The organism is Myroides sp. TSA_177.3 (assembly GCF_052691955.1).
Genome location: NZ_JBQZGD010000002.1, coordinates 76,866 through 94,326, shown reverse-complemented (window position 1 = coordinate 94,326; position 17,461 = coordinate 76,866). Strand labels below are relative to the sequence as shown.

Below are 17,461 nucleotides of genomic sequence, written 5' to 3'. Positions count from 1 at the left end.
TAGTATTGGATTATGAATGGAAATACCTTTGGCAACTATTTTAGCCTAACTACTTTTGGCGAATCACATGGCGAAGCTTTGGGAGGCATTATTGATGGATGTCCTGCTGGAGTAGTGCTCGATATGCAGGCAATTCAGCAGGAAATGGACAGACGCAAACCTGGACAATCTACCTTAGTAACCCAGCGCAAAGAGGCTGATGAAGTTCGTTTTTTATCGGGTATTTTTGAGGGAATCACAACCGGAACTCCTATTGGTTTTACTATTGAGAATACCAATTCAAAATCCAAGGATTACGAGCATATTAAACACGCTTATCGACCGAGTCATGCGGACTATGTATACGATCAAAAATACGGAATACGCGATTATAGAGGGGGAGGAAGAAGCTCGGCTCGTGAAACTGCTTGTAGAGTGGTAGGCGGAGCAATTGCTAAACAAATTTTAGCTCCTATGCAAATTACAGCTTATGTTTCCGCTGTAGGAGATATTCGCGTAGAACAACCGTATACAGTATTAAATTTCAACCAGATAGAAACCAATGCCGTGCGTTGCCCTGATCCAAAAGTGGCACAAGCAATGGAGGAACTAATTCGACAAGTAAAGAAAGAAGGGGACTCAGTAGGAGGGGTGATTACTTGTGTAATACAACAGGTTCCCGTTGGTTTAGGCGCTCCAGTTTTTGATAAATTAGATGCAGCATTAGCCAAAGCCATGTTGAGTATCAATGCCGTAAAAGGCGTAGAGTTTGGCAGCGGGTTTGCTGGAACACAACTAAGAGGAAGCCAACACAATGATATCCTATTGCCGAATGGCATTACAGTAACAAATAATGCGGGAGGAATTGTTGGAGGAATTAGCAATGGAATGGATATCTTTTTCAATGTTGCATTTAAACCAACTGCAACAATCATGAAAGATCAACCATCTATCAATGCGGCTAATGAAGTAGTAACGGTAGAGGGAAAAGGACGCCATGATGCTTGCGTATTACCTAGAGCTGTACCTATCGTAGAATCCATGGCTGCTTTGGTATTACTGGATATGCTTATTGAGCAATATGGGAGACAGGGATGGAAAAACTTCCAAGATAAAAAATAATTTTAATGCGTAGGTTCTTTGTGAAAGCGTTGGCTGTAAAATTGTTTGAATTATCTTTTAACAACCGATTTTCTTTTAATACAATGGATTACATACGCTGAAATTTTGTGAAGTTGTAGGTTGCGAAGTTGTTTAAAATTCTCTTGCAGCAAATCATTCTCTTTTATATAAAGGATAAAAATGCACTAAAGATTGAAGAATTGAATAAAAAAACAACTTCACAAAAAACAAAAAAACTATTCCTGAAGCATATACCCCGTTCCTTTGATGGTGTGAATTAATTTACCTTGTGTTTCGTCTATTTTATTTCGAATGTACGAAATGTACACATCTACCACATTGGTATTGGTGTCATACTGAATACCCCAAACTTGTTCTAAAATTTGTGTTCGTGAAATTACACGTCCTTTATTTTCCAATAGATACAATAATAATTTGTATTCTTTCGGGGATAAATCAATGATTTTGCCCGCTTGGGTAACTACGTGTTTTTCGGGATCCAATTGTACATCTCCACAATTGTAATACTTATTTTTATTTTCGTAGTTGAATTTAGTTCGACGGGTTAAGGCATTGATACGCGATAACAATTCACTGAAGTGAAAAGGCTTCGTTAAATAATCATCAGCTCCACCGTCTAAAGCATCAATCTTATCTGTGGTATCACTAAGTGCACTTAGCATTAAAATTGGAGTATAATCCTTTTTAAAACGAATCATTTTCGTAAGCTGAATGCCATCAATATCCGGAAGCATAATATCCATGAGGATTAAATCCCAATCGCCATTGAGGACGAGTTTTCTCGCCTCATCCCCAGAGGATGCCAATTGTACATGCATTCCTTTTTCCTCTAATCCTTTGACTATGAATTCGCTGATTCGTTTGTCGTCTTCAACTAATAATATATTCACTACTTTGGGCTATTTGAATTTGATTTCATAAAATCAGAGACAAGATACGCTATTAATTTACCAACTACATGATTATTGGTTGGATAATCTAAAGAAGGAGCACCTTCACAAATATGCAAATAGGCAACATTGGTTGATTCTGCAAAGAAATGCAAGAATTGACGGGTGCGTTCTGCAGAAAAACCAGTAGGGGTAATTGCGCTACTAGCCACTTGTGGAATCGCGTCTAAATCAATTTCAATCCCGTAAAATCCGCCGTCAATGTGTTTTTTTGCGAGCAATAATTCATTGCTAAATGACTTCTCTTTGCGGATGTTAATTTGCTCATACGTATTATATTTTACACGATCTGCATGCAATTTGATAGAACTGAACACACCTTTTGACGTGTAGTTTTCATGTAACCCAAAAACAAAGTAGTTTTTTAAAAAACCTTCTTCAAAAGCATAAGAAAATCCATTACCGCTATGTCTTCCTTCTAAAGGTCTAAAATCCGTATGGGCATCAAAGTTAATGGCATTGATTGCTTTACCTTTAGCTAAAGCAGTTCCTTTGATATTTCCATAAGCATTGTTATGACCACCGCCAATGACAATGGGAATTTTACCTGCCTTTACGATTTTGGCAATCAAATGAGAAACCTCTTTATCAATCAGCTGTACAAGTTCAAAAAGGCGCTTGCGATCCGCTTTGTTTGTTGGGTCTAGTTGTTGAGCTTCTGCTACTTCTGCAGCAAAATTAAGATGTCCAAGAATGGTCACCCAATATCCCTTGTTGAATCTATTGTGTTGAATATTCAAAAAAGTAGCAATAAATTTTTCCCAAGCACTAGCTGTTCCCATACGACCAAAATTAGCTTTTACCCCAATGTCTTCTGGAATACCTAAAACAACGTATTTGCTTTCATTTTGAGCGAGTTCTTTTTCCCAATCTGAGGGCTGTTGAATCACGTGAACGCGTTCGCCCAATTTTATTTCTCCATTTCTTAAACTCGTCAATTCAAGTAGTTTGTCTCTTGTAAAAATCGTTAGTTTAGTTTGTGTCATGTCGCGGTATTTTAAAGCTGCGTTTAATTAGTTTTTATAAGGTTGAATTTGCCCATTTAAAATGACAGTACCGATAGGGTTACTAGCAAAGGCATACGGTATTTCATAAAAAGAATGCAAAGGTTTAGTGATAATTACACTTGCTTTTTTTCCTTTGGTGATACTACCATGTGTAGCACTAACGCCCATCGCATAAGCACCATTGATGGTTGCTGCATTGATCGCTTCTTCTGGAGTTAACTTCATTTTAATACAAGCTGTTGCTACAACAAAGTTCATATTACCTGAAGGTGTTGTGCCTGGATTGGAATCAGAAGCCAAAGCCAAAGGCAATCCTGCGGCTAACATTTTTTTTGCGGGTGTGTAAGGAATAGAAATGAAGAAAGAACAAGTAGGTAAAGCTACAGGCATAGTGTTGCTGTTTTTTAATACCTCAATATCTTCATCCGTTACAATTTCTAAGTGATCAACAGAAAGGGCATCGTGTTTTACACAAGCGGCAATACCATCAATAGCTGTAAATTGATTCACGTGAATTTTTGCGCGTAAACCATATTGTTTTCCTGCCTCCATGATGCGCTCTGTTTCTTCCACAGAGAAATAACCCGTTTCTAAAAAGGCATCAATGTACTCTGCTAAGTTTTCTTTGGCAATCGCCGGAATCATTTCGTTTACAATGAGGTCAATATAGGCTGTATGGTTGTCTTTGTATTCGCTTGGAAAAGCATGAGCACCTAAAAAGGTCGCTTTAATGGCAATGGGATAGTTTTCTTTCAAGCGTTTAATCACGCGCAACATTTTTAATTCTGCTTCAACTGTTAACCCATAACCTGATTTGATTTCAACCGCGCCCGTTCCTTGTGCAATTACTTCTTCTACACGAACTTTTGATTGCTCGTATAAATCAGTTTCACTCGTTTCTTGTAGTTTTTTGGCTGAATTTAAAATTCCTCCACCGCGATTGAAAATTTCTTCATAGCTCAAACCATTGATGCGATCAACAAATTCTAAAGTACGATTACCTGCATACACCAAGTGGGTATGACTGTCAACCCAAGTTGGCAATACAACACAACCTTGGGCATCAATTACTTCTTGGATGCTATCATCTTCTTTTGGACAATCCGCCATTGAGCCATAATCCAAAATAAGTTCATCTTCAATTAGTAAAAAAGCATTGTCTATTTTAGGTAAGATTTTCATGTCACTACCTGAAATCATGTCGACAGAAGTTGCTCTTGTTTGTAGTAATTCTTTTATGTTTTTTATTAAAATTTTCATGGTTGTTCTTTAATTTTTTTATGTAGCTCTAAAAGTACAGTTTAAAAATGTCATATATTTAAACAAATTTACGAATGTGAGACGAGTTAAATATAGTAAAATAAGAAAACTTCAGCCAAATACTTTGGAATATTCTGGTTCTTTTCCGGATGTGCCTATTTCTATGCAGCTTTTTATTTATACAGAAGATCATTTTGAAGAGTATAATGATTTAAGCCTGAAGGAAATAGAGGAAGTTTTGAAGAATTCTAGTGCAGATTCCATCAAGTGGTTTAATTTGCACGGTTTACACGATATTGAACTATTGCAAGAAATAGGGGAGTTCTTTCAAATTCAATCGTATATCATGGCCGAGATTTTAAACTTTGGACGTAGAACAAGGGTTGAAGATTTAGACGATACGCTTTTTTTTAGTTTAAAAGCGTTATTGCCCTACCAAGATGCAAATCAAAATATCGAAATAGAACAAATTAGTTTTATTTTAAAATCGAATATACTCCTGTCTTTTCAAGAGAAGAGAGGTGATTTTTTTCATATCATTCGAGAGCGAATTCGCAAGAAAATTGGACAGGTTCGCAAAAGGGATACGGGTTATTTATTGTATTTGTTGATTGATTCTCTCATGGATAGCTTTTTTGTGACATTGGATGTCGTAGAGGATAATGTCGAGCAAATATTATTGGATGCAAGAGCGAAGTATCATCGAGATACACTCGTTGGTATTGAGGAGTATACGCAGGAATTAAACGATGTAAAACGCGCAGTGATGCCAATGCGGGAGATTTTAAACAATGTGGGAACGTTGCACGATAAAAAACACGCGCATATGATTATCAGCAAAGATAGCTTGGTTTTCTACGATCGATTGCAATATAAAAGCATCGAAATTTTGGATCAAATTGAATACAACCTCAATAAATTAGATAGTGCGACCAATTATTACTTTTCTTCTCAGAGTAATCGAATGAATGAAATCATGAAGGTATTAACTATTGTGTCTGTTATTTTTATACCGTTGACATTTATTGTAGGGGTATACGGGATGAATTTTGAAAATATGCCAGAACTTAAAATGGAGAATGGTTATTTTATTACGTTAGTGGGAATGTTTCTACTCGTGTTGGCTATGATTGCCTATTTTAAATGGAAAAGATGGTTTTAAACGCTATATAATAAAAACAAAAGCCCAACGACTCTCGTTGGGCTTTTGCATAGGAAACAACATATAACTTAGATAAAGTATAAAACTTTATATAGTTCGATTTTGGTAAGATAAAAAATACCGAAACAGTTGATTTTACTAGCGCTAAGCTGTATACTCCTTCGCCTGTATTTTTCTTTCTCGAACAAATGTAGATAACCTTATTCAGTTGAACTAATTTATTTTCTTAAAAAGTAATTAAAGATATGGTAAATCTAGGAGCTAATAGTTAAAAATAAAGGATGCTTTATAGGTAAAAGGCGAAATATTTTTATTTAAATGATGTATTTTGTGTTTTTATTTTAATTATTAACTATAATGATTTTTGGATAAATGAAAAATATGATAAATAAATACAGAAGACTTATTTATGCTAAATATTAAGACTTCCTGCGGAAAACCTTGACCGGACTGGGATTTGACAAGCAAAAAGAAGAAGTAAAAAAATATAAAAGGAAGTTTTTTTGTGCTAAAATAGATGTCGTTCAAGTTATACGCTTATTTTTGCATAGTTCTAAAAAAGACGAGGACAATTTGAGAAGGTATAAAGAATTTGAAAGGAGAATACAATAGTTAAGGAGATATTCTTACTAGAAGATGCTAATAAAAGTGTTTTCTTTTTAAAAGAGTGAAAAATAAAAAGTAAATGTATTTTATTTTTAATTATATTTGACTTGTTTATGTTAAAAAACAACAGAAGTGAATAAGAGTTTCTGTTTTTGTAAAAAAAGAGTATTATGAAGAACATCTATTTTTTAGTTTTGGGGTTGTCTTTACTTGGCACTCAACAGTTTTATGCCCAAAGTATCCGCGGAACATTCTATAATAAAGAAAACAATCAGGTGATAGCTGAAGGAAGAGTGTCATTTTATAATGATAAAGGGCAAAAAGTCATCGATATGTTGGTAGATCAAGAAGGAAATTTCGAAATCAACAGTAAAAATATAGACAAGGTTCAGAAAATTGTGGGTACAGCAGAAGGTTATAATTCAGCTGAAGTTGTGGTAAACAATATTCTCGATGATTTAGAAGTAAATTTCAACCTGACTAAAGAAATAGGGTATCCTAGAAAATCACAAGAAATAGGCGGACAAGGAGCAACTTTGTCGGCTGCTACGGCAAAGAATATGTTGCCGTTCTTTATTCAATATGATTTCAATAGTTCTTATTTTAACGATGACAATAGAGTTGCTGCAGATGAATTGTTGCGCTATATGCAAAAAAATACGACACAAGCCGTTGTGATTCGCTCGTATGTAGAAACAAGAAACAACGCCCAATACAACACCTGGATGGGAGAACGCAGAGCACAACGCGTGATTGATTATTTAGTAGAACAGGGAGTAAGCCCAAGTCGCTTAATAAAAGATGTAGTGCACTTGTCTCAAAATGCAAAAAACAGAGAAGGATCAACAGGAACAGCTAAAGATTTTAGACGATGTGATTTCTTGATTCAATAAAATATAAAACCGATGTAACATACATCGGTTTTTTTTTGTGGTAGAGTGAATTTAGAAATTGAAAATAGCGGGATATGTCGTAGTTTTTCTTATTTTTGGGGCCTAAATAACAACACACACTATGGAATTAAAGTACCAAGGAAAGACAAAGGATGTTTATAGCTTAGGTAATCATCAAGTACTTCTAAAATTTAAAGACGATGTAACAGGAACAGATGGCGTTTTTGACCCAGGAGCCAATACAGTAGGATTGACAATTGAAGGAGCGGGTAGAAGTGGATTGAAAATGACCAAATACTTCTTCGAATTAGCAAACGCTAACAATATTCCAACGCATTATGTTACTGCTGATTTAGACGAGGTTTCTATGGTTGTAAAAGAAGCAGTTCCTTTCGGAAAAGGATTAGAGGTAATTTGTAGATACCGTGCAGTAGGAAGTTTTTTCAGAAGATATAACGATTATTGTACAGAAGGACAAGCATTAGATAGCTTCGTTGAAATTACAATTAAAGATGATGAAAAAGGAGATCCTGTAATTTCAGAAGATGCTTTGGCCATGTTGGGTATTTTATCACATGAGGAATACAACACATTGAAAGAGTTGACTAAAACAATTTGTTGGATGGTGAAAGAAGAGTTAGCCAAAAAAGAGTTGGAACTTTATGATATTAAATTAGAATTTGGTAGAGATAAAGCGACAAATGAAATCATTTTGATTGACGAAATTTCAGGAGGTAATATGAGAGTATACCAAGCAGGCCAATATGTTGCACCATTAGATTTAGAGAAACTTTTTTTAAGTAACTTATAAAAAACAAAAAGGAGAAGCGCAAGCTTCTCCTTTTTTTATGTAATTACTTTTTTCTCTACATAATCTGAATTCATCAATCGAAGGATTCCCATATAATCCATATGGAAGGAAATCGTATCACCTACTTTTAGTTTTTCTGGATTAGCATCCAAGTCGATGACCATCATATCTGAACTAGAACCAACCAATTGGTGTTTGGTATTAACGGGAAAGAAGTGATCGGTATCAATATCCAGTAGCCCTAAATCAATAATCGCTCTGAACTTGGTTACATCTTCCCATTCTGGGTTAAATTCAATTTTTTCGCCCGTCATATTGATTCCTGTTTCTCCACTCGGCATCATTGGTTTTTCATGCAGTTCAATAATTTCGGCATGTAGTTTGAAAATATGCTGTTCATATTCTTCGTATTGACTACCATCGTAAGCATTGGTTCCCATGAAAAGCGTTTCACCAATTCGAAAGTGATTGATGGCTTTCGGTAGTTGATGATTGACAATTAAGGGAAGCGTAACAGATGCCCCACCTGAAATAAAGGGCAGCTTTTTGTTGAATTTTAGCTCTAAGAGCTCTTTATAGAGGCTTAGCTGAATTAATTTATCATTGTTGGGTAAAATCCCATACATACAGGTTAAGTTCGTTCCTAGGCCTATAATTTCAATATGAGGTAGACTGAAGACTTTTTCATAAAAAGAAATCAAATCTTCGCGTAAAACGCCTTCTCGGAGTTCTCCAAGCTCAACCATGATTACAATTTTGTGTATTTTATCCTGCTTTACTGCTTCTTTGGACAGTAGTTTAATCGTCTCTAACTCTGTATTGAAACTAATATCGGCATATTCAACAATCTCATCAATACTTCCATTAGGAGCAGGCTTGATGTAAATGGTTTCGATATCGGGATCAATGAGTTTGATACTCTTGAGGTTAGAAACGCGAGAATCACAAATTTGCTTGGGCTTTAATTCCAATACTTGTTCTAGGAACAACGAGTTACCACAGAGCAATTTACCCACCACGGCCCAAGTAATACCTTCCGTATCAAATAGGTTCTCAAGCAGGTCAAAATTGTGCTTTAGTTTCGTTTTATTTAAGGTTAAAAAAGCCATTACTTGTTGTTTAATCTCATTTCTATATACTTCTTCTCAAATCCTTTGCGCTCGTATAAATGTTGAGCAGGGTTGTTAAAGTCAACGTGTAAGGCAATGGATCCTGTTAAGTCTTCTTTTAGGAAATCAATTAACTGTCCGCCAATACCTTTTCCTCTTTGCGATTGGTCTGTGGCAATATAGACTAAAATATGTTCAGGGATAAATCCTCCCATCAAGGTATTCAACACAACAGTCATCCCTACGATGCGTTCTTCCTCTTTTGCGATGAGAATCACGCCGCCTGGTTTGTTGTCTTGACCTAGTGCATAAGCAAGAGCTTTGGCAATATCTTCTTTTGCATCTCCATATTGTTCGAGATGTTGAAATAAGAAGTTGGTGTATTGTTCTACTTCTGCTTGACTGACGGGACTGTCTGAATTCTTTTTTTCTATTTGAATCATAATGTGTGTTTTTACAACTAAGTAGTCGTACGCAGGTAAAAACCATTTCCATTATAAAAAATCAGCGGTAAAAAATAAAAACTGATGTATCGGATTGATGTGCTTATTGGCACATACAATTAGGGTAGATGTACTTCTCCTGACGTACTACTTACAATAGTTGAAAATTGTAAAATAAAATGTTTAAACCATAAAATTACAAAAAAAGAGGGCTTCTTGCAAATTTTTCAGAATTAATCTTCGTTTTATTTGTTTTAAATTGAGAATTATTCAAAAAAAATAAGCCTATTAAAAACAAGCGGAACACTTGGTTTTAATAGGCTTAGTACAGGTTAAGAATAATCTTAAATATCTTTGCGGTACGTTTTGCGCTCTTTGTGAATTTCAGGGTTGAAATGTTTCCATAATTGTTGAATTTTTACATTTTCAACAAGTAAAGGATTCGTTTCAATATGTTTGATTTTATGCTGTGTAAAACAAGCGTAAATTTCTTCAAATATAATGGCCGTAATTCCTTTATTTCTATAGTCTGGATCAATACCAATCAAATAGAATTCCGCGCGATTATTGTGTTTCATTGCCTGTAGCAAGTGAATGAATCCGAACGGAAATAATTTACCTTTTGTCTTTTGAAAGGCTTTCGAGAATGAAGGCATCGTAATAGCAAAAGCAATCATCTTGTTGTTTTCATCCATGACACATGATATAAAATCAGGATGAATGAACTGCAAGTATTTCTTTTTGTAATGTTCAATCTGAAAAGGTTCAATGGGAACAAAACTCTGCAAATCAGCATAGGTCTTATTAAGTAGGGCAAACATTTCATCTACATAAGGCATAAGTTCTTTGATGGTATTGAACACAAGAGGTTTAACCCCATAGCGCTGTTGAATCATCTGCGACATTTTGGCGATTTTCTCTTGATCAAAATTAGAGATGTCAAGGCTGTATTCCATCCATTCTGCTTCTGGTTTAAAGCCCAATTGATTGAGGTGCTTCGGATAGTATTCATAGTTATACAACCCAATCATAGTCGCAATGCGATCGAATCCTTTAGTCAACATTCCAGCCTTATCCATATTGGAAAATCCCATAGGACCTTCCATGTAGTGCATTTTGTTGGCTTTTCCGAATTTTTCAACTTCAGCTAGTAAGGCTTTGCTCACTGCTACATCATCAATGAAATCAAACCATCCAAAGCGAACTTTGGGCTTGTCCAAATCGTTAACTTCCGTCCAATTGATGCAACAGGCAATACGCCCCGCTAGTTTATTGTTTTTATATGCAAGAAAAAAACGAACATCTACAGTTTTAAATATATCATTGGAAGGATCAAAACTTTTTACCTCTTCTTTGATAATTGAAGGTACCCAATAAGGATTGTCTTTGTATAGGGTGAAGGGAAACTGGACAAACTCCTTCATCTCTTTTCGAGTACTCGCTTGTTTAACTTCGATCATTGTTTTTGAGTTAAAATCTAAAATGGGGATAAAAATACTAAATATTAGTCCGGCATTCCCTCTTTAAGGAGAATAAAATTTGAGAAGAGTATGAGGTTATTTGACGTTTTGCTTTGAAAACTTATACAAATGATAAAATCTGCTGGTGTAAAAGAGAAACTGATGTATTACTGAACAAAATAAATTAAAATACAATCCACACAATCTATTCTATTAGTGAATAAAAAGATTAAGCTAATCGTTTAATTGTGATAATACTATTGTGTTCTAAGGTCGTTGGCATAAAACGAACAGAGAAATGAGTGGCATCAAATAATGCTTTGAAGGCTTGATTGCGCTGTTCATCTTCTGGTGTGAGGACAATCGTATTGAAAATAATAAAACCATCAAGGGCTAATAATTGTTTGAGATGATCAACAAAATAATGCTCAAATAAGAAAGAAGGCATATGACTATCTTGAAAAATATCAATGACAATGAGATCGTATTGTTCTTGACAAGTTAAGACATATTCAAAAGCATCCATTTGAATGATTTGATGGTTTGCTTGATAACGGTCGAGATTAAAGTATTTGCGGGCAACATAGATAATCGCTTCATCGAGTTCAATACTCGTCATCGAGCCTGTGAAATTGATGTCATTGCGAAGTAAATGAACGGTACTACCAGCACCTAACCCCAAGTTTAGTACTTGTTGCATGGGTTTAATTTTAGGATAGCCAATGAATTTAAACGCCTTTTTAAATACTTGTTCTAATTGACCATACGAATAATTGGTGTTCTTTGTATCTAAAACCAATTGCCCATTTTGCCAGGTTATTTCTAACTTATGGTTGATTTTCGAAGTGATTTTTTTTACGGGAATAGGTGTTACGTAACTTAACCATTTTTTTAGCATATACTTTCACATCAATAAAAACAAAGATAAAGGAAAATATAGAGTGCTTTGTATTTTTATACAAATAGAATAAAAACTTTAAAGAATATAAAAAAAGCCCAAGTTCGTCTTGGGCTATTCGTTGTTTATTTAGTCTTGTTTTGTGACTTCGTACTGGTAAACAATTAACATATAGTGCTTGTCTCTTACTTTGGAACCTCGATATATTTTAGTGTGTGTAATATAGTTATCCTCATTATATGTATGTTCAAATATGAAGGGAGATTCTTCTGTTGAAAGGGTATAACTTGCTAAAGTGTTTGCAAATTTATAGGTAAGAGGAACAAAGTAAATATTGTCTAAAATGAGAGTGGTTAAATCAAATGGTAAAGCGTCAAACGGATTTTTACCTGTATCATAGCTAAAGTCAATCTCATTGTTTCCATCTGTGAGATTTATTAATTGATTGGCTGAGTTGTAGGTATAGGCTAACTCCATTGTTCGAGGTTCATTTTCTATTGTTTGAACGGATGCCTGAGTAAATTGCTTTAAGTTGTTGTACACCAAGTGTTGATTATATGAAATACGAGCATTATCTAGGACTTGTAAGTTTTTTACTAGCTCATTTTCATAAGAAAACGAATATTCACTTGTTGTGTGTGCCTCTGAACTAACCGTTAACGTCTCCATCTGTTGAAAAGTGTTGTATTTAGGTTTAAACGTATAAGAATTACGAGCAACAAGTAGGCCATTTTCGTACATGTCTTTTTTTAGAAGTAGCTCTTTTACTTGCTTGTCGTTATCATAGGTCAAGTCAAATAACGCTACAAATTCAGGCTCGCGATATTCCGGAGTGTAGTTTAAAGTGAAATCACCAGTTTGATTAGGGGCGGATGAGTAGGCAGTATAATTGACTCTTGTTAGTAGATAATTTTTTTTGCCTGTTGGTTCTTCCTTTTGGTTGTCATCAGAAGTACAGCTAATAAATAGAAATAATAAGCTGAAAATTGTAGTTAATTTTAAGGTGTTGTTCATGTTTTTTTGATTTTATGCTAATGTATGTTATTTTTTTAAGATAAGATAGTATTAATTTTTGGCCGTCTGTAGTAATACAGAAAATAGCTCAGCGAAGGGCAAAAGAAATCTATAGTTGTAAGTGCTAGTCCAAGTAAAAAGTAAATTTTATATAAATTACGGTATTCAAATCAAATGTGTTCGAATAGTTAGGTTTTATATGCATTTACTTCGAATTACTAAGGCTTTCTGATTTTTAAGGAAAGCTGTTGATAATATGAGAATTGAGAAAAGGTTATTTAAAGAAAACAAACCGAGAATAGTTTTTTCAACTCCTTCAAGTTTTATATATTTGCTCTTATTTAATTTTATTCTAAATAAAAATAACGCTTTTTTATGATAAGAATTACCTTAGTTCTTATACTGATTGTACTCTCTTTTTTATCCATTTTCGTGGGCGTAAAAGATATTTCGATTTTTGATTTACACCAATTGTCGAAAGATGAATTGCTGGTTATTGTTGTCAGTCGTATACCTCGAACCATTGCAGTATTGATTGCGGGTGTAGGAATGAGTATCTCCGGTTTAATTGTACAACAAATTTCCTTGAACAAATTTGTCTCTCCAACCACTATGGGTACACTAGATGCTTGTAAAATGGGAATTTTATTTAGTATGATTCTCTTTCCCAATGGAGGGATTGTGTTTAAAACGGTATTGTCTTTTACCATTGCTTTAGCAGCTAGTATTGTTTTTCTGCGTTTAGCTAGTAAAATCAAAGTGCAAAATGTGATTTTTATCCCCTTAATAGGAATTGTATTTGGAAATATCCTTAGCGCGATTGCTACTTTTTTCGCTTTCCGTTATAATCTCGTTCAGAATATGGACGGTTGGATGATGGGAGATTTCTCATCTATCTTAAAAGGAAATTACGAAATTTTATATCTCGGTGTATTGGTGGTTATTTTATGTTACCTCTACGCCAATAAGTTCACTATTGTAGGGTTAGGAGAAGACGCTGCAACAAGTTTAGGGCTAAATCCCAAACGCATCATGTATTTAGGTTTGGTGTTCGTTTCTATTACTTCAACTGTAGTTGTACTGACAGCAGGAGTAATTCCTTTTTTAGGCTTGATTGTTCCGAATATTGTCAGTTTAATTTTTGGTGATAACCTCCGCAAAACGATTAGTTATACGGCTTTGGTCGGTGCCATCTTTTTGTTAGTTTGTGATTTACTTAGCCGCATGATCATTGCCCCGTATGAGGTGCCTATTGGGCTGACGGTTAGTATTGTTGGGGGAGTGGTGTTTTTATATCTAATCTTAAAAAAGACAAAACATGCCTAAAAATAAGTTAATCACGATATTACTCGTTTCGCTACTAATCAGCATTGCTATTTATATGTTCACGTTTACAGGAACGAAGCTGGATTACGTTTTGCCTCGAAGAGGATTTAAAGTATTGGCGATGTTGTTGGTGTCTTTTGCTATTGGTTATTCTTCTGTCATTTTTCAAACCATTACAGCCAATCGAATTTTAACTCCATCTATCATGGGTTTTGATTCTTTTTTCTTGCTGTTGCAGTCGCTGATTGTTTTATGGTATGGAGATCGCACATTTCAAGTACTAGGATCGGAGTGGAATTTTGCCTTGTCTGTCGTCTTGATGATGGTGTTTGCCATGGTCATGTATTTCGCTGTCTTTAAGAGAGAAAGTAAGGGATTGTATACCTTGCTTTTAGTCGGACTTTTAATCGGGACGCTATTTAAGAGTGGTGCTTCATTTATTATGTTGCTAATTGATCCCAATGAGTTTAGTATCATTCAAAATGCCATGTTTGCTTCATTTGAGCGCATTAATTTGAAAATTTTAAGTATTGCTGCTGTGATTTTAGTGGCAACAATGTTATATGGAATCCGTTATTTCAAACAGTTAGATGTAATTAGTTTAGGTCGTGATCACGCCATTAGTCTTGGTGTGAATTACCACAAAGTAGTGCGATCGAATCTAATCTTTATCTCTATTATGGTGGCTGTTTCCACAGCGTTAGTAGGACCGATTACATTTTTAGGTTTATTGGTTGCCAACTTAACCTACGAATTGGTGAAGAAAAACAACCACGCTTTAATCGTCTTTACCTGTTGTTTGCTGACCTCCGTAACCGTTATTGGAGCGCAGTATCTGGTAGAGCATTTATTTAATATGACAACAACAGTAAGTATCATTATCAACTTCGTAGGAGGGGTGTATTTTATTTACTTGCTGTTAAAAAGTAATAAAGTATGATTCAAGTCAATCAAGTATCAAAATCATATGGTGAGAAACTGATTTTAAATCAGGTATGTGTAAGTTTCCCCAAAGGAAAGATTTCCTGTTTTATTGGCGGAAACGGTACGGGAAAAAGTACACTTCTATCAATCATTAGTCGTTTAGTTTCCCGAGATAAAGGAGAAATCAATTTGTTGAATAAAGAAGTATTAAGCTATACAAATGAAGATTTCGCTAAGCGTTTAGCGATCTTAAAACAAAGTAATAGCCCGAATATTCGATTGACAGTAAAAGAGTTAGTTTCTTTTGGTCGTTTTCCCCATTCTAAGGGAAGACTTAAAAAAGAAGATCATCAGAAGATTGAGGAAAGTATTGCTTTCATGGGATTGAAAGATATTGAGAATCAATTTATTGATGAATTGAGTGGAGGACAGCGTCAACGTGCTTTTCTCGCTATGGTATTGGCGCAAGACACGGAGTATATCTTATTGGATGAACCGTTGAATAATTTAGACATGAAACACTCGGTCGAAATTATGAAAACCTTGCGTGAATTGGCAGATAAATACCAAAAAACCATTGTTATTGTTGTGCACGATATCAATTATGCTGCAGCGTATGCAGATTACATCGCTGCTGTAAAAAACCATCAAATTCTGTATTTCGGACCAACCAACGAAGTGATTACAGAAGAAAAAATGAAAGATGTCTTTGATATCGATATGAAAATTATCGACAACGGAGACCACAAAATTTGTGTCTATTTTAAATAATTTATAAAAACATCGTTATGAGTAAATTTATGATTAGCTGCTTAGCAGCATCCGTTTTTTTATTTGTTTCTTGTAAAGAAACAAAAAATGAAGAACAAAGTTCAGCTACTGAAACAGCAGTACTTACCGTGGATCACCTATCGGGTACTTCTGAAGTAAAAGTAAACCCTAAAAATCCTGTAGTATTGAGCTACGGTATTTTAGATACGTTTGATGAATTGGGAATTCCAGTGAAAGGAGTGCCAGGATCAAATCTACCAGTTTATTTAGAGAAATACAGCGCAGCGGAATATGATAATGTTGGGGGAATTAAAGAACCTAATGCAGAAAAAGTAAACGCAGCAGATACAGAATTAATCATTATTGCAGGTCGTACAGCAGCAATGTATGATGAGTTCAAAAAAATTGCACCAACCATCAATCTTGATGTAGATGCTAAAGATTATATGAATTCATTCAAAAACAATCAACGCATTATCGGTAAATTGTTTGGAAAAGAAGAACAAGTAGAAAAAGAATTGAAAGACATCGATGCGCGTATTGCTAAGATTAAGAGTATCACGGAGAATTCAGATAAAAAAGGATTAATCGTTTTAGCAAACGAAGGTCGTATGAGTTCATACGGAAAAGGATCTCGTTTTGGTATTATCCACGATGTTTTTGGTCTAAAACCAGCAGATGAAAACATCGAAGTTGCAACGCATGGTCAAGTGATTTCTAATGAATTAATCAAAGAATTAAACCCAGATTATATCTTTGTGATTGACCGTGGAGCAGCAATTAAAAGAGCTACCTTAAGTAAAGAAGAATTTGCAAATGCACTCGTACAACAAACGAATGCATATAAAAATGATAAAATCATTTTCTTAAACCCTGAAACATGGTATTTATCAGGTGGAGGACTAAAATCAATCAAAATGATGATTGACGAAGTAGAAAATGCTGTGACGAAATAAGTAAAGTTGTTGTTAATTTCAAACAGGTAAAAACGAGTGGGTACATAATAGTACTCGCTCGTTTTTTTTTGCTCTTATTTTATCTAAATGAAATGTTAAATGGTGTCGTTTTTTATTTAAATTAGCAACTAAAATCAGCGGGTATTAACTTCTTGCTTTGCTACTTTATCTTATGGACAATCAATTTTCAAACACCATTTTCAAGCGTTTATTTAAAGATGTACAAACGCTTTTAGCGATTGCCTACCTTGTTGCTGTCGCTATTGGAATGCTCTTCAATTACAAGAAGTTTATCTTATTCGATGTCAATATTTTCGATTATGCAGGTTTGTTTGATTTTTTAATTGCTCCTTTTGGCGATTTTACCATTACCTTATTTACACTTGGAACGATTCTCCTGACAATCTTGATTTATCAACTCGATCTTTTTTGGCGTAAAAAACATCCCGCTTCCTATGCGAAAATGATGTTTAATATGGATCAAACCAAATGGTATACGAGTCAAAAGTATAGTTTAGGATTACTTCTTTTTGTTTTGTATATGTTTTTAGGAGCAGATGTTTATGCAAAGCGAAATAAACGCGCAGTTGTACAAGAAAATCCCATTGCTATAACGTATGCAGACAATACACAAATACAAGGAATTTTAATCGGCAAAACAACGGATTATATCTTTTTGTTGCAGCAAGAAGAAGTAAAAGTAATTCCAATGAATGCGCTGATTAAGGAAATCAAATTGAAATAAGAGT

The 17,461-nt window shown here is 34.7% G+C and carries 17 protein-coding genes; 9 read left to right on the top strand and 8 right to left on the bottom strand.

Annotated features, from left to right (window positions below):
- Positions 1–12 precede the first annotated feature (12 nt).
- Positions 13–1,101 carry a chorismate synthase gene (gene aroC, locus ACUTSE_RS02495; RefSeq protein WP_445639098.1) on the top strand — a complete coding sequence of 363 codons (1,089 nt, stop codon included), beginning with the start codon at positions 13–15 and terminating at the stop codon, positions 1,099–1,101.
- A 236-nt stretch (positions 1,102–1,337) separates the two neighbouring features.
- Here aroC and ACUTSE_RS02490 read toward each other — a convergent pair whose 3' ends face one another.
- Genes ACUTSE_RS02490 through hutI form a run of 3 tightly spaced genes read right to left on the bottom strand, consistent with a single transcriptional unit; the run spans position 1,338 to position 4,339 of the window.
- A complete protein-coding gene (locus ACUTSE_RS02490) occupies positions 1,338–2,012 on the bottom strand; it encodes a response regulator transcription factor (protein WP_445639097.1) in 675 nt (224 codons plus the stop codon).
- Complete coding sequence (locus ACUTSE_RS02485) at positions 2,012–3,058, bottom strand: formimidoylglutamase (protein ID WP_445639096.1); 1,047 nt, start codon at positions 3,056–3,058, stop codon at positions 2,012–2,014. Before ACUTSE_RS02485 ends, ACUTSE_RS02490 begins: the two co-directional genes overlap by 1 nt.
- Before the next feature lie 27 nt (positions 3,059–3,085).
- Positions 3,086–4,339 carry an imidazolonepropionase gene (gene hutI / locus ACUTSE_RS02480; protein WP_445639095.1) on the bottom strand — a complete coding sequence of 418 codons (1,254 nt, stop codon included), beginning with the start codon at positions 4,337–4,339 and terminating at the stop codon, positions 3,086–3,088.
- A gap of 76 nt (positions 4,340–4,415) precedes the next feature.
- Here hutI and corA point away from each other — a divergent pair, with 76 nt between their 5' ends.
- The 3 genes from corA (at position 4,416) to ACUTSE_RS02465 (ending at position 7,811) form a co-directional block, all read left to right on the top strand.
- Positions 4,416–5,501, top strand: coding sequence for a magnesium/cobalt transporter CorA (gene corA / locus ACUTSE_RS02475; RefSeq protein ID WP_002985293.1), 1,086 nt, complete (start codon positions 4,416–4,418; stop codon positions 5,499–5,501).
- 776 nt (positions 5,502–6,277) lie between these two features.
- Positions 6,278–7,000 (top strand): OmpA family protein, encoded by a 723-nt coding sequence (locus ACUTSE_RS02470; RefSeq protein WP_445639094.1) that lies wholly within the window; start codon positions 6,278–6,280, stop codon positions 6,998–7,000.
- Between the two features lie 121 nt (positions 7,001–7,121).
- Positions 7,122–7,811 (top strand): phosphoribosylaminoimidazolesuccinocarboxamide synthase, encoded by a 690-nt coding sequence (locus ACUTSE_RS02465; protein WP_002985289.1) that lies wholly within the window; start codon positions 7,122–7,124, stop codon positions 7,809–7,811.
- A 35-nt stretch (positions 7,812–7,846) separates the two neighbouring features.
- Here the strand turns inward: ACUTSE_RS02465 and ACUTSE_RS02460 are convergent, their stop codons facing one another.
- The 5 genes from ACUTSE_RS02460 to ACUTSE_RS02440 all read right to left on the bottom strand — a co-directional run bounded on the left by ACUTSE_RS02460 (position 7,847) and on the right by ACUTSE_RS02440 (position 12,735).
- The gene (locus ACUTSE_RS02460; protein WP_002985287.1) at positions 7,847–8,920 is read right to left on the bottom strand and encodes an alanine racemase; all 1,074 of its coding nucleotides are present in this window, start codon (positions 8,918–8,920) and stop codon (positions 7,847–7,849) included.
- Positions 8,920–9,363 carry a GNAT family N-acetyltransferase gene (locus ACUTSE_RS02455; protein ID WP_445639093.1) on the bottom strand — a complete coding sequence of 148 codons (444 nt, stop codon included), beginning with the start codon at positions 9,361–9,363 and terminating at the stop codon, positions 8,920–8,922. The genes ACUTSE_RS02460 and ACUTSE_RS02455 overlap by 1 nt, the downstream gene beginning before the upstream one ends.
- A 344-nt stretch (positions 9,364–9,707) precedes the next feature.
- Entirely contained in the window at positions 9,708–10,823 is a 1,116-nt protein-coding gene (locus ACUTSE_RS02450) for a GNAT family N-acetyltransferase (RefSeq protein ID WP_445639092.1), read from the bottom strand.
- Between the two features lie 229 nt (positions 10,824–11,052).
- Positions 11,053–11,721, bottom strand: coding sequence for a spermidine synthase (locus tag ACUTSE_RS02445; RefSeq protein WP_259188122.1), 669 nt, complete (start codon positions 11,719–11,721; stop codon positions 11,053–11,055).
- A 129-nt stretch (positions 11,722–11,850) separates the two neighbouring features.
- On the bottom strand, positions 11,851–12,735 hold the full coding sequence (locus tag ACUTSE_RS02440) for a hypothetical protein (RefSeq protein WP_445639091.1): 885 nt from the start codon (positions 12,733–12,735) through the stop codon (positions 11,851–11,853).
- 375 nt (positions 12,736–13,110) lie between these two features.
- Here ACUTSE_RS02440 and ACUTSE_RS02435 point away from each other — a divergent pair, with 375 nt between their 5' ends.
- The 5 genes from ACUTSE_RS02435 to ACUTSE_RS02415 all read left to right on the top strand — a co-directional run bounded on the left by ACUTSE_RS02435 (position 13,111) and on the right by ACUTSE_RS02415 (position 17,457).
- Positions 13,111–14,061 (top strand): ABC transporter permease, encoded by a 951-nt coding sequence (locus tag ACUTSE_RS02435; RefSeq protein ID WP_002985281.1) that lies wholly within the window; start codon positions 13,111–13,113, stop codon positions 14,059–14,061.
- Entirely contained in the window at positions 14,054–15,001 is a 948-nt protein-coding gene (locus ACUTSE_RS02430; RefSeq protein ID WP_002985280.1) for an iron chelate uptake ABC transporter family permease subunit, read from the top strand. Before ACUTSE_RS02435 ends, ACUTSE_RS02430 begins: the two co-directional genes overlap by 8 nt.
- A complete protein-coding gene (locus ACUTSE_RS02425) occupies positions 14,998–15,756 on the top strand; it encodes an iron ABC transporter ATP-binding protein (protein WP_002985279.1) in 759 nt (252 codons plus the stop codon). Before ACUTSE_RS02430 ends, ACUTSE_RS02425 begins: the two co-directional genes overlap by 4 nt.
- 17 nt (positions 15,757–15,773) lie before the next feature.
- The gene (locus ACUTSE_RS02420) at positions 15,774–16,712 is read left to right on the top strand and encodes a siderophore ABC transporter substrate-binding protein (protein ID WP_445639090.1); all 939 of its coding nucleotides are present in this window, start codon (positions 15,774–15,776) and stop codon (positions 16,710–16,712) included.
- Positions 16,713–16,884: 172 nt separating this feature from the next.
- Positions 16,885–17,457, top strand: coding sequence for a hypothetical protein (locus ACUTSE_RS02415; protein WP_002985276.1), 573 nt, complete (start codon positions 16,885–16,887; stop codon positions 17,455–17,457).
- Positions 17,458–17,461: the final 4 nt, after the last annotated feature.

Excerpts from the sequence above, each read along its gene's own strand:
- hutI (WP_445639095.1), bottom strand. The coding sequence starts at position 4,339 with ATGAAAATTTTAATAAAAAACATAAAAGAATTACTACAAACAAGAGCA.
- aroC (WP_445639098.1), top strand. The coding sequence starts at position 13 with ATGAATGGAAATACCTTTGGCAACTATTTTAGCCTAACTACTTTTGGC.
- ACUTSE_RS02455 (WP_445639093.1), bottom strand. The coding sequence starts at position 9,363 with ATGATTCAAATAGAAAAAAAGAATTCAGACAGTCCCGTCAGTCAAGCA.
- ACUTSE_RS02435 (WP_002985281.1), top strand. The coding sequence starts at position 13,111 with ATGATAAGAATTACCTTAGTTCTTATACTGATTGTACTCTCTTTTTTA.
- ACUTSE_RS02440 (WP_445639091.1), bottom strand. The coding sequence starts at position 12,735 with ATGAACAACACCTTAAAATTAACTACAATTTTCAGCTTATTATTTCTA.
- ACUTSE_RS02415 (WP_002985276.1), top strand. The coding sequence starts at position 16,885 with ATGGACAATCAATTTTCAAACACCATTTTCAAGCGTTTATTTAAAGAT.
- ACUTSE_RS02485 (WP_445639096.1), bottom strand. The coding sequence starts at position 3,058 with ATGACACAAACTAAACTAACGATTTTTACAAGAGACAAACTACTTGAA.
- ACUTSE_RS02445 (WP_259188122.1), bottom strand. The coding sequence starts at position 11,721 with ATGCTAAAAAAATGGTTAAGTTACGTAACACCTATTCCCGTAAAAAAA.
- ACUTSE_RS02465 (WP_002985289.1), top strand. The coding sequence starts at position 7,122 with ATGGAATTAAAGTACCAAGGAAAGACAAAGGATGTTTATAGCTTAGGT.
- ACUTSE_RS02460 (WP_002985287.1), bottom strand. The coding sequence starts at position 8,920 with ATGGCTTTTTTAACCTTAAATAAAACGAAACTAAAGCACAATTTTGAC.
- ACUTSE_RS02425 (WP_002985279.1), top strand. The coding sequence starts at position 14,998 with ATGATTCAAGTCAATCAAGTATCAAAATCATATGGTGAGAAACTGATT.
- ACUTSE_RS02450 (WP_445639092.1), bottom strand. The coding sequence starts at position 10,823 with ATGATCGAAGTTAAACAAGCGAGTACTCGAAAAGAGATGAAGGAGTTT.
- ACUTSE_RS02430 (WP_002985280.1), top strand. The coding sequence starts at position 14,054 with ATGCCTAAAAATAAGTTAATCACGATATTACTCGTTTCGCTACTAATC.
- ACUTSE_RS02470 (WP_445639094.1), top strand. The coding sequence starts at position 6,278 with ATGAAGAACATCTATTTTTTAGTTTTGGGGTTGTCTTTACTTGGCACT.
- ACUTSE_RS02420 (WP_445639090.1), top strand. The coding sequence starts at position 15,774 with ATGAGTAAATTTATGATTAGCTGCTTAGCAGCATCCGTTTTTTTATTT.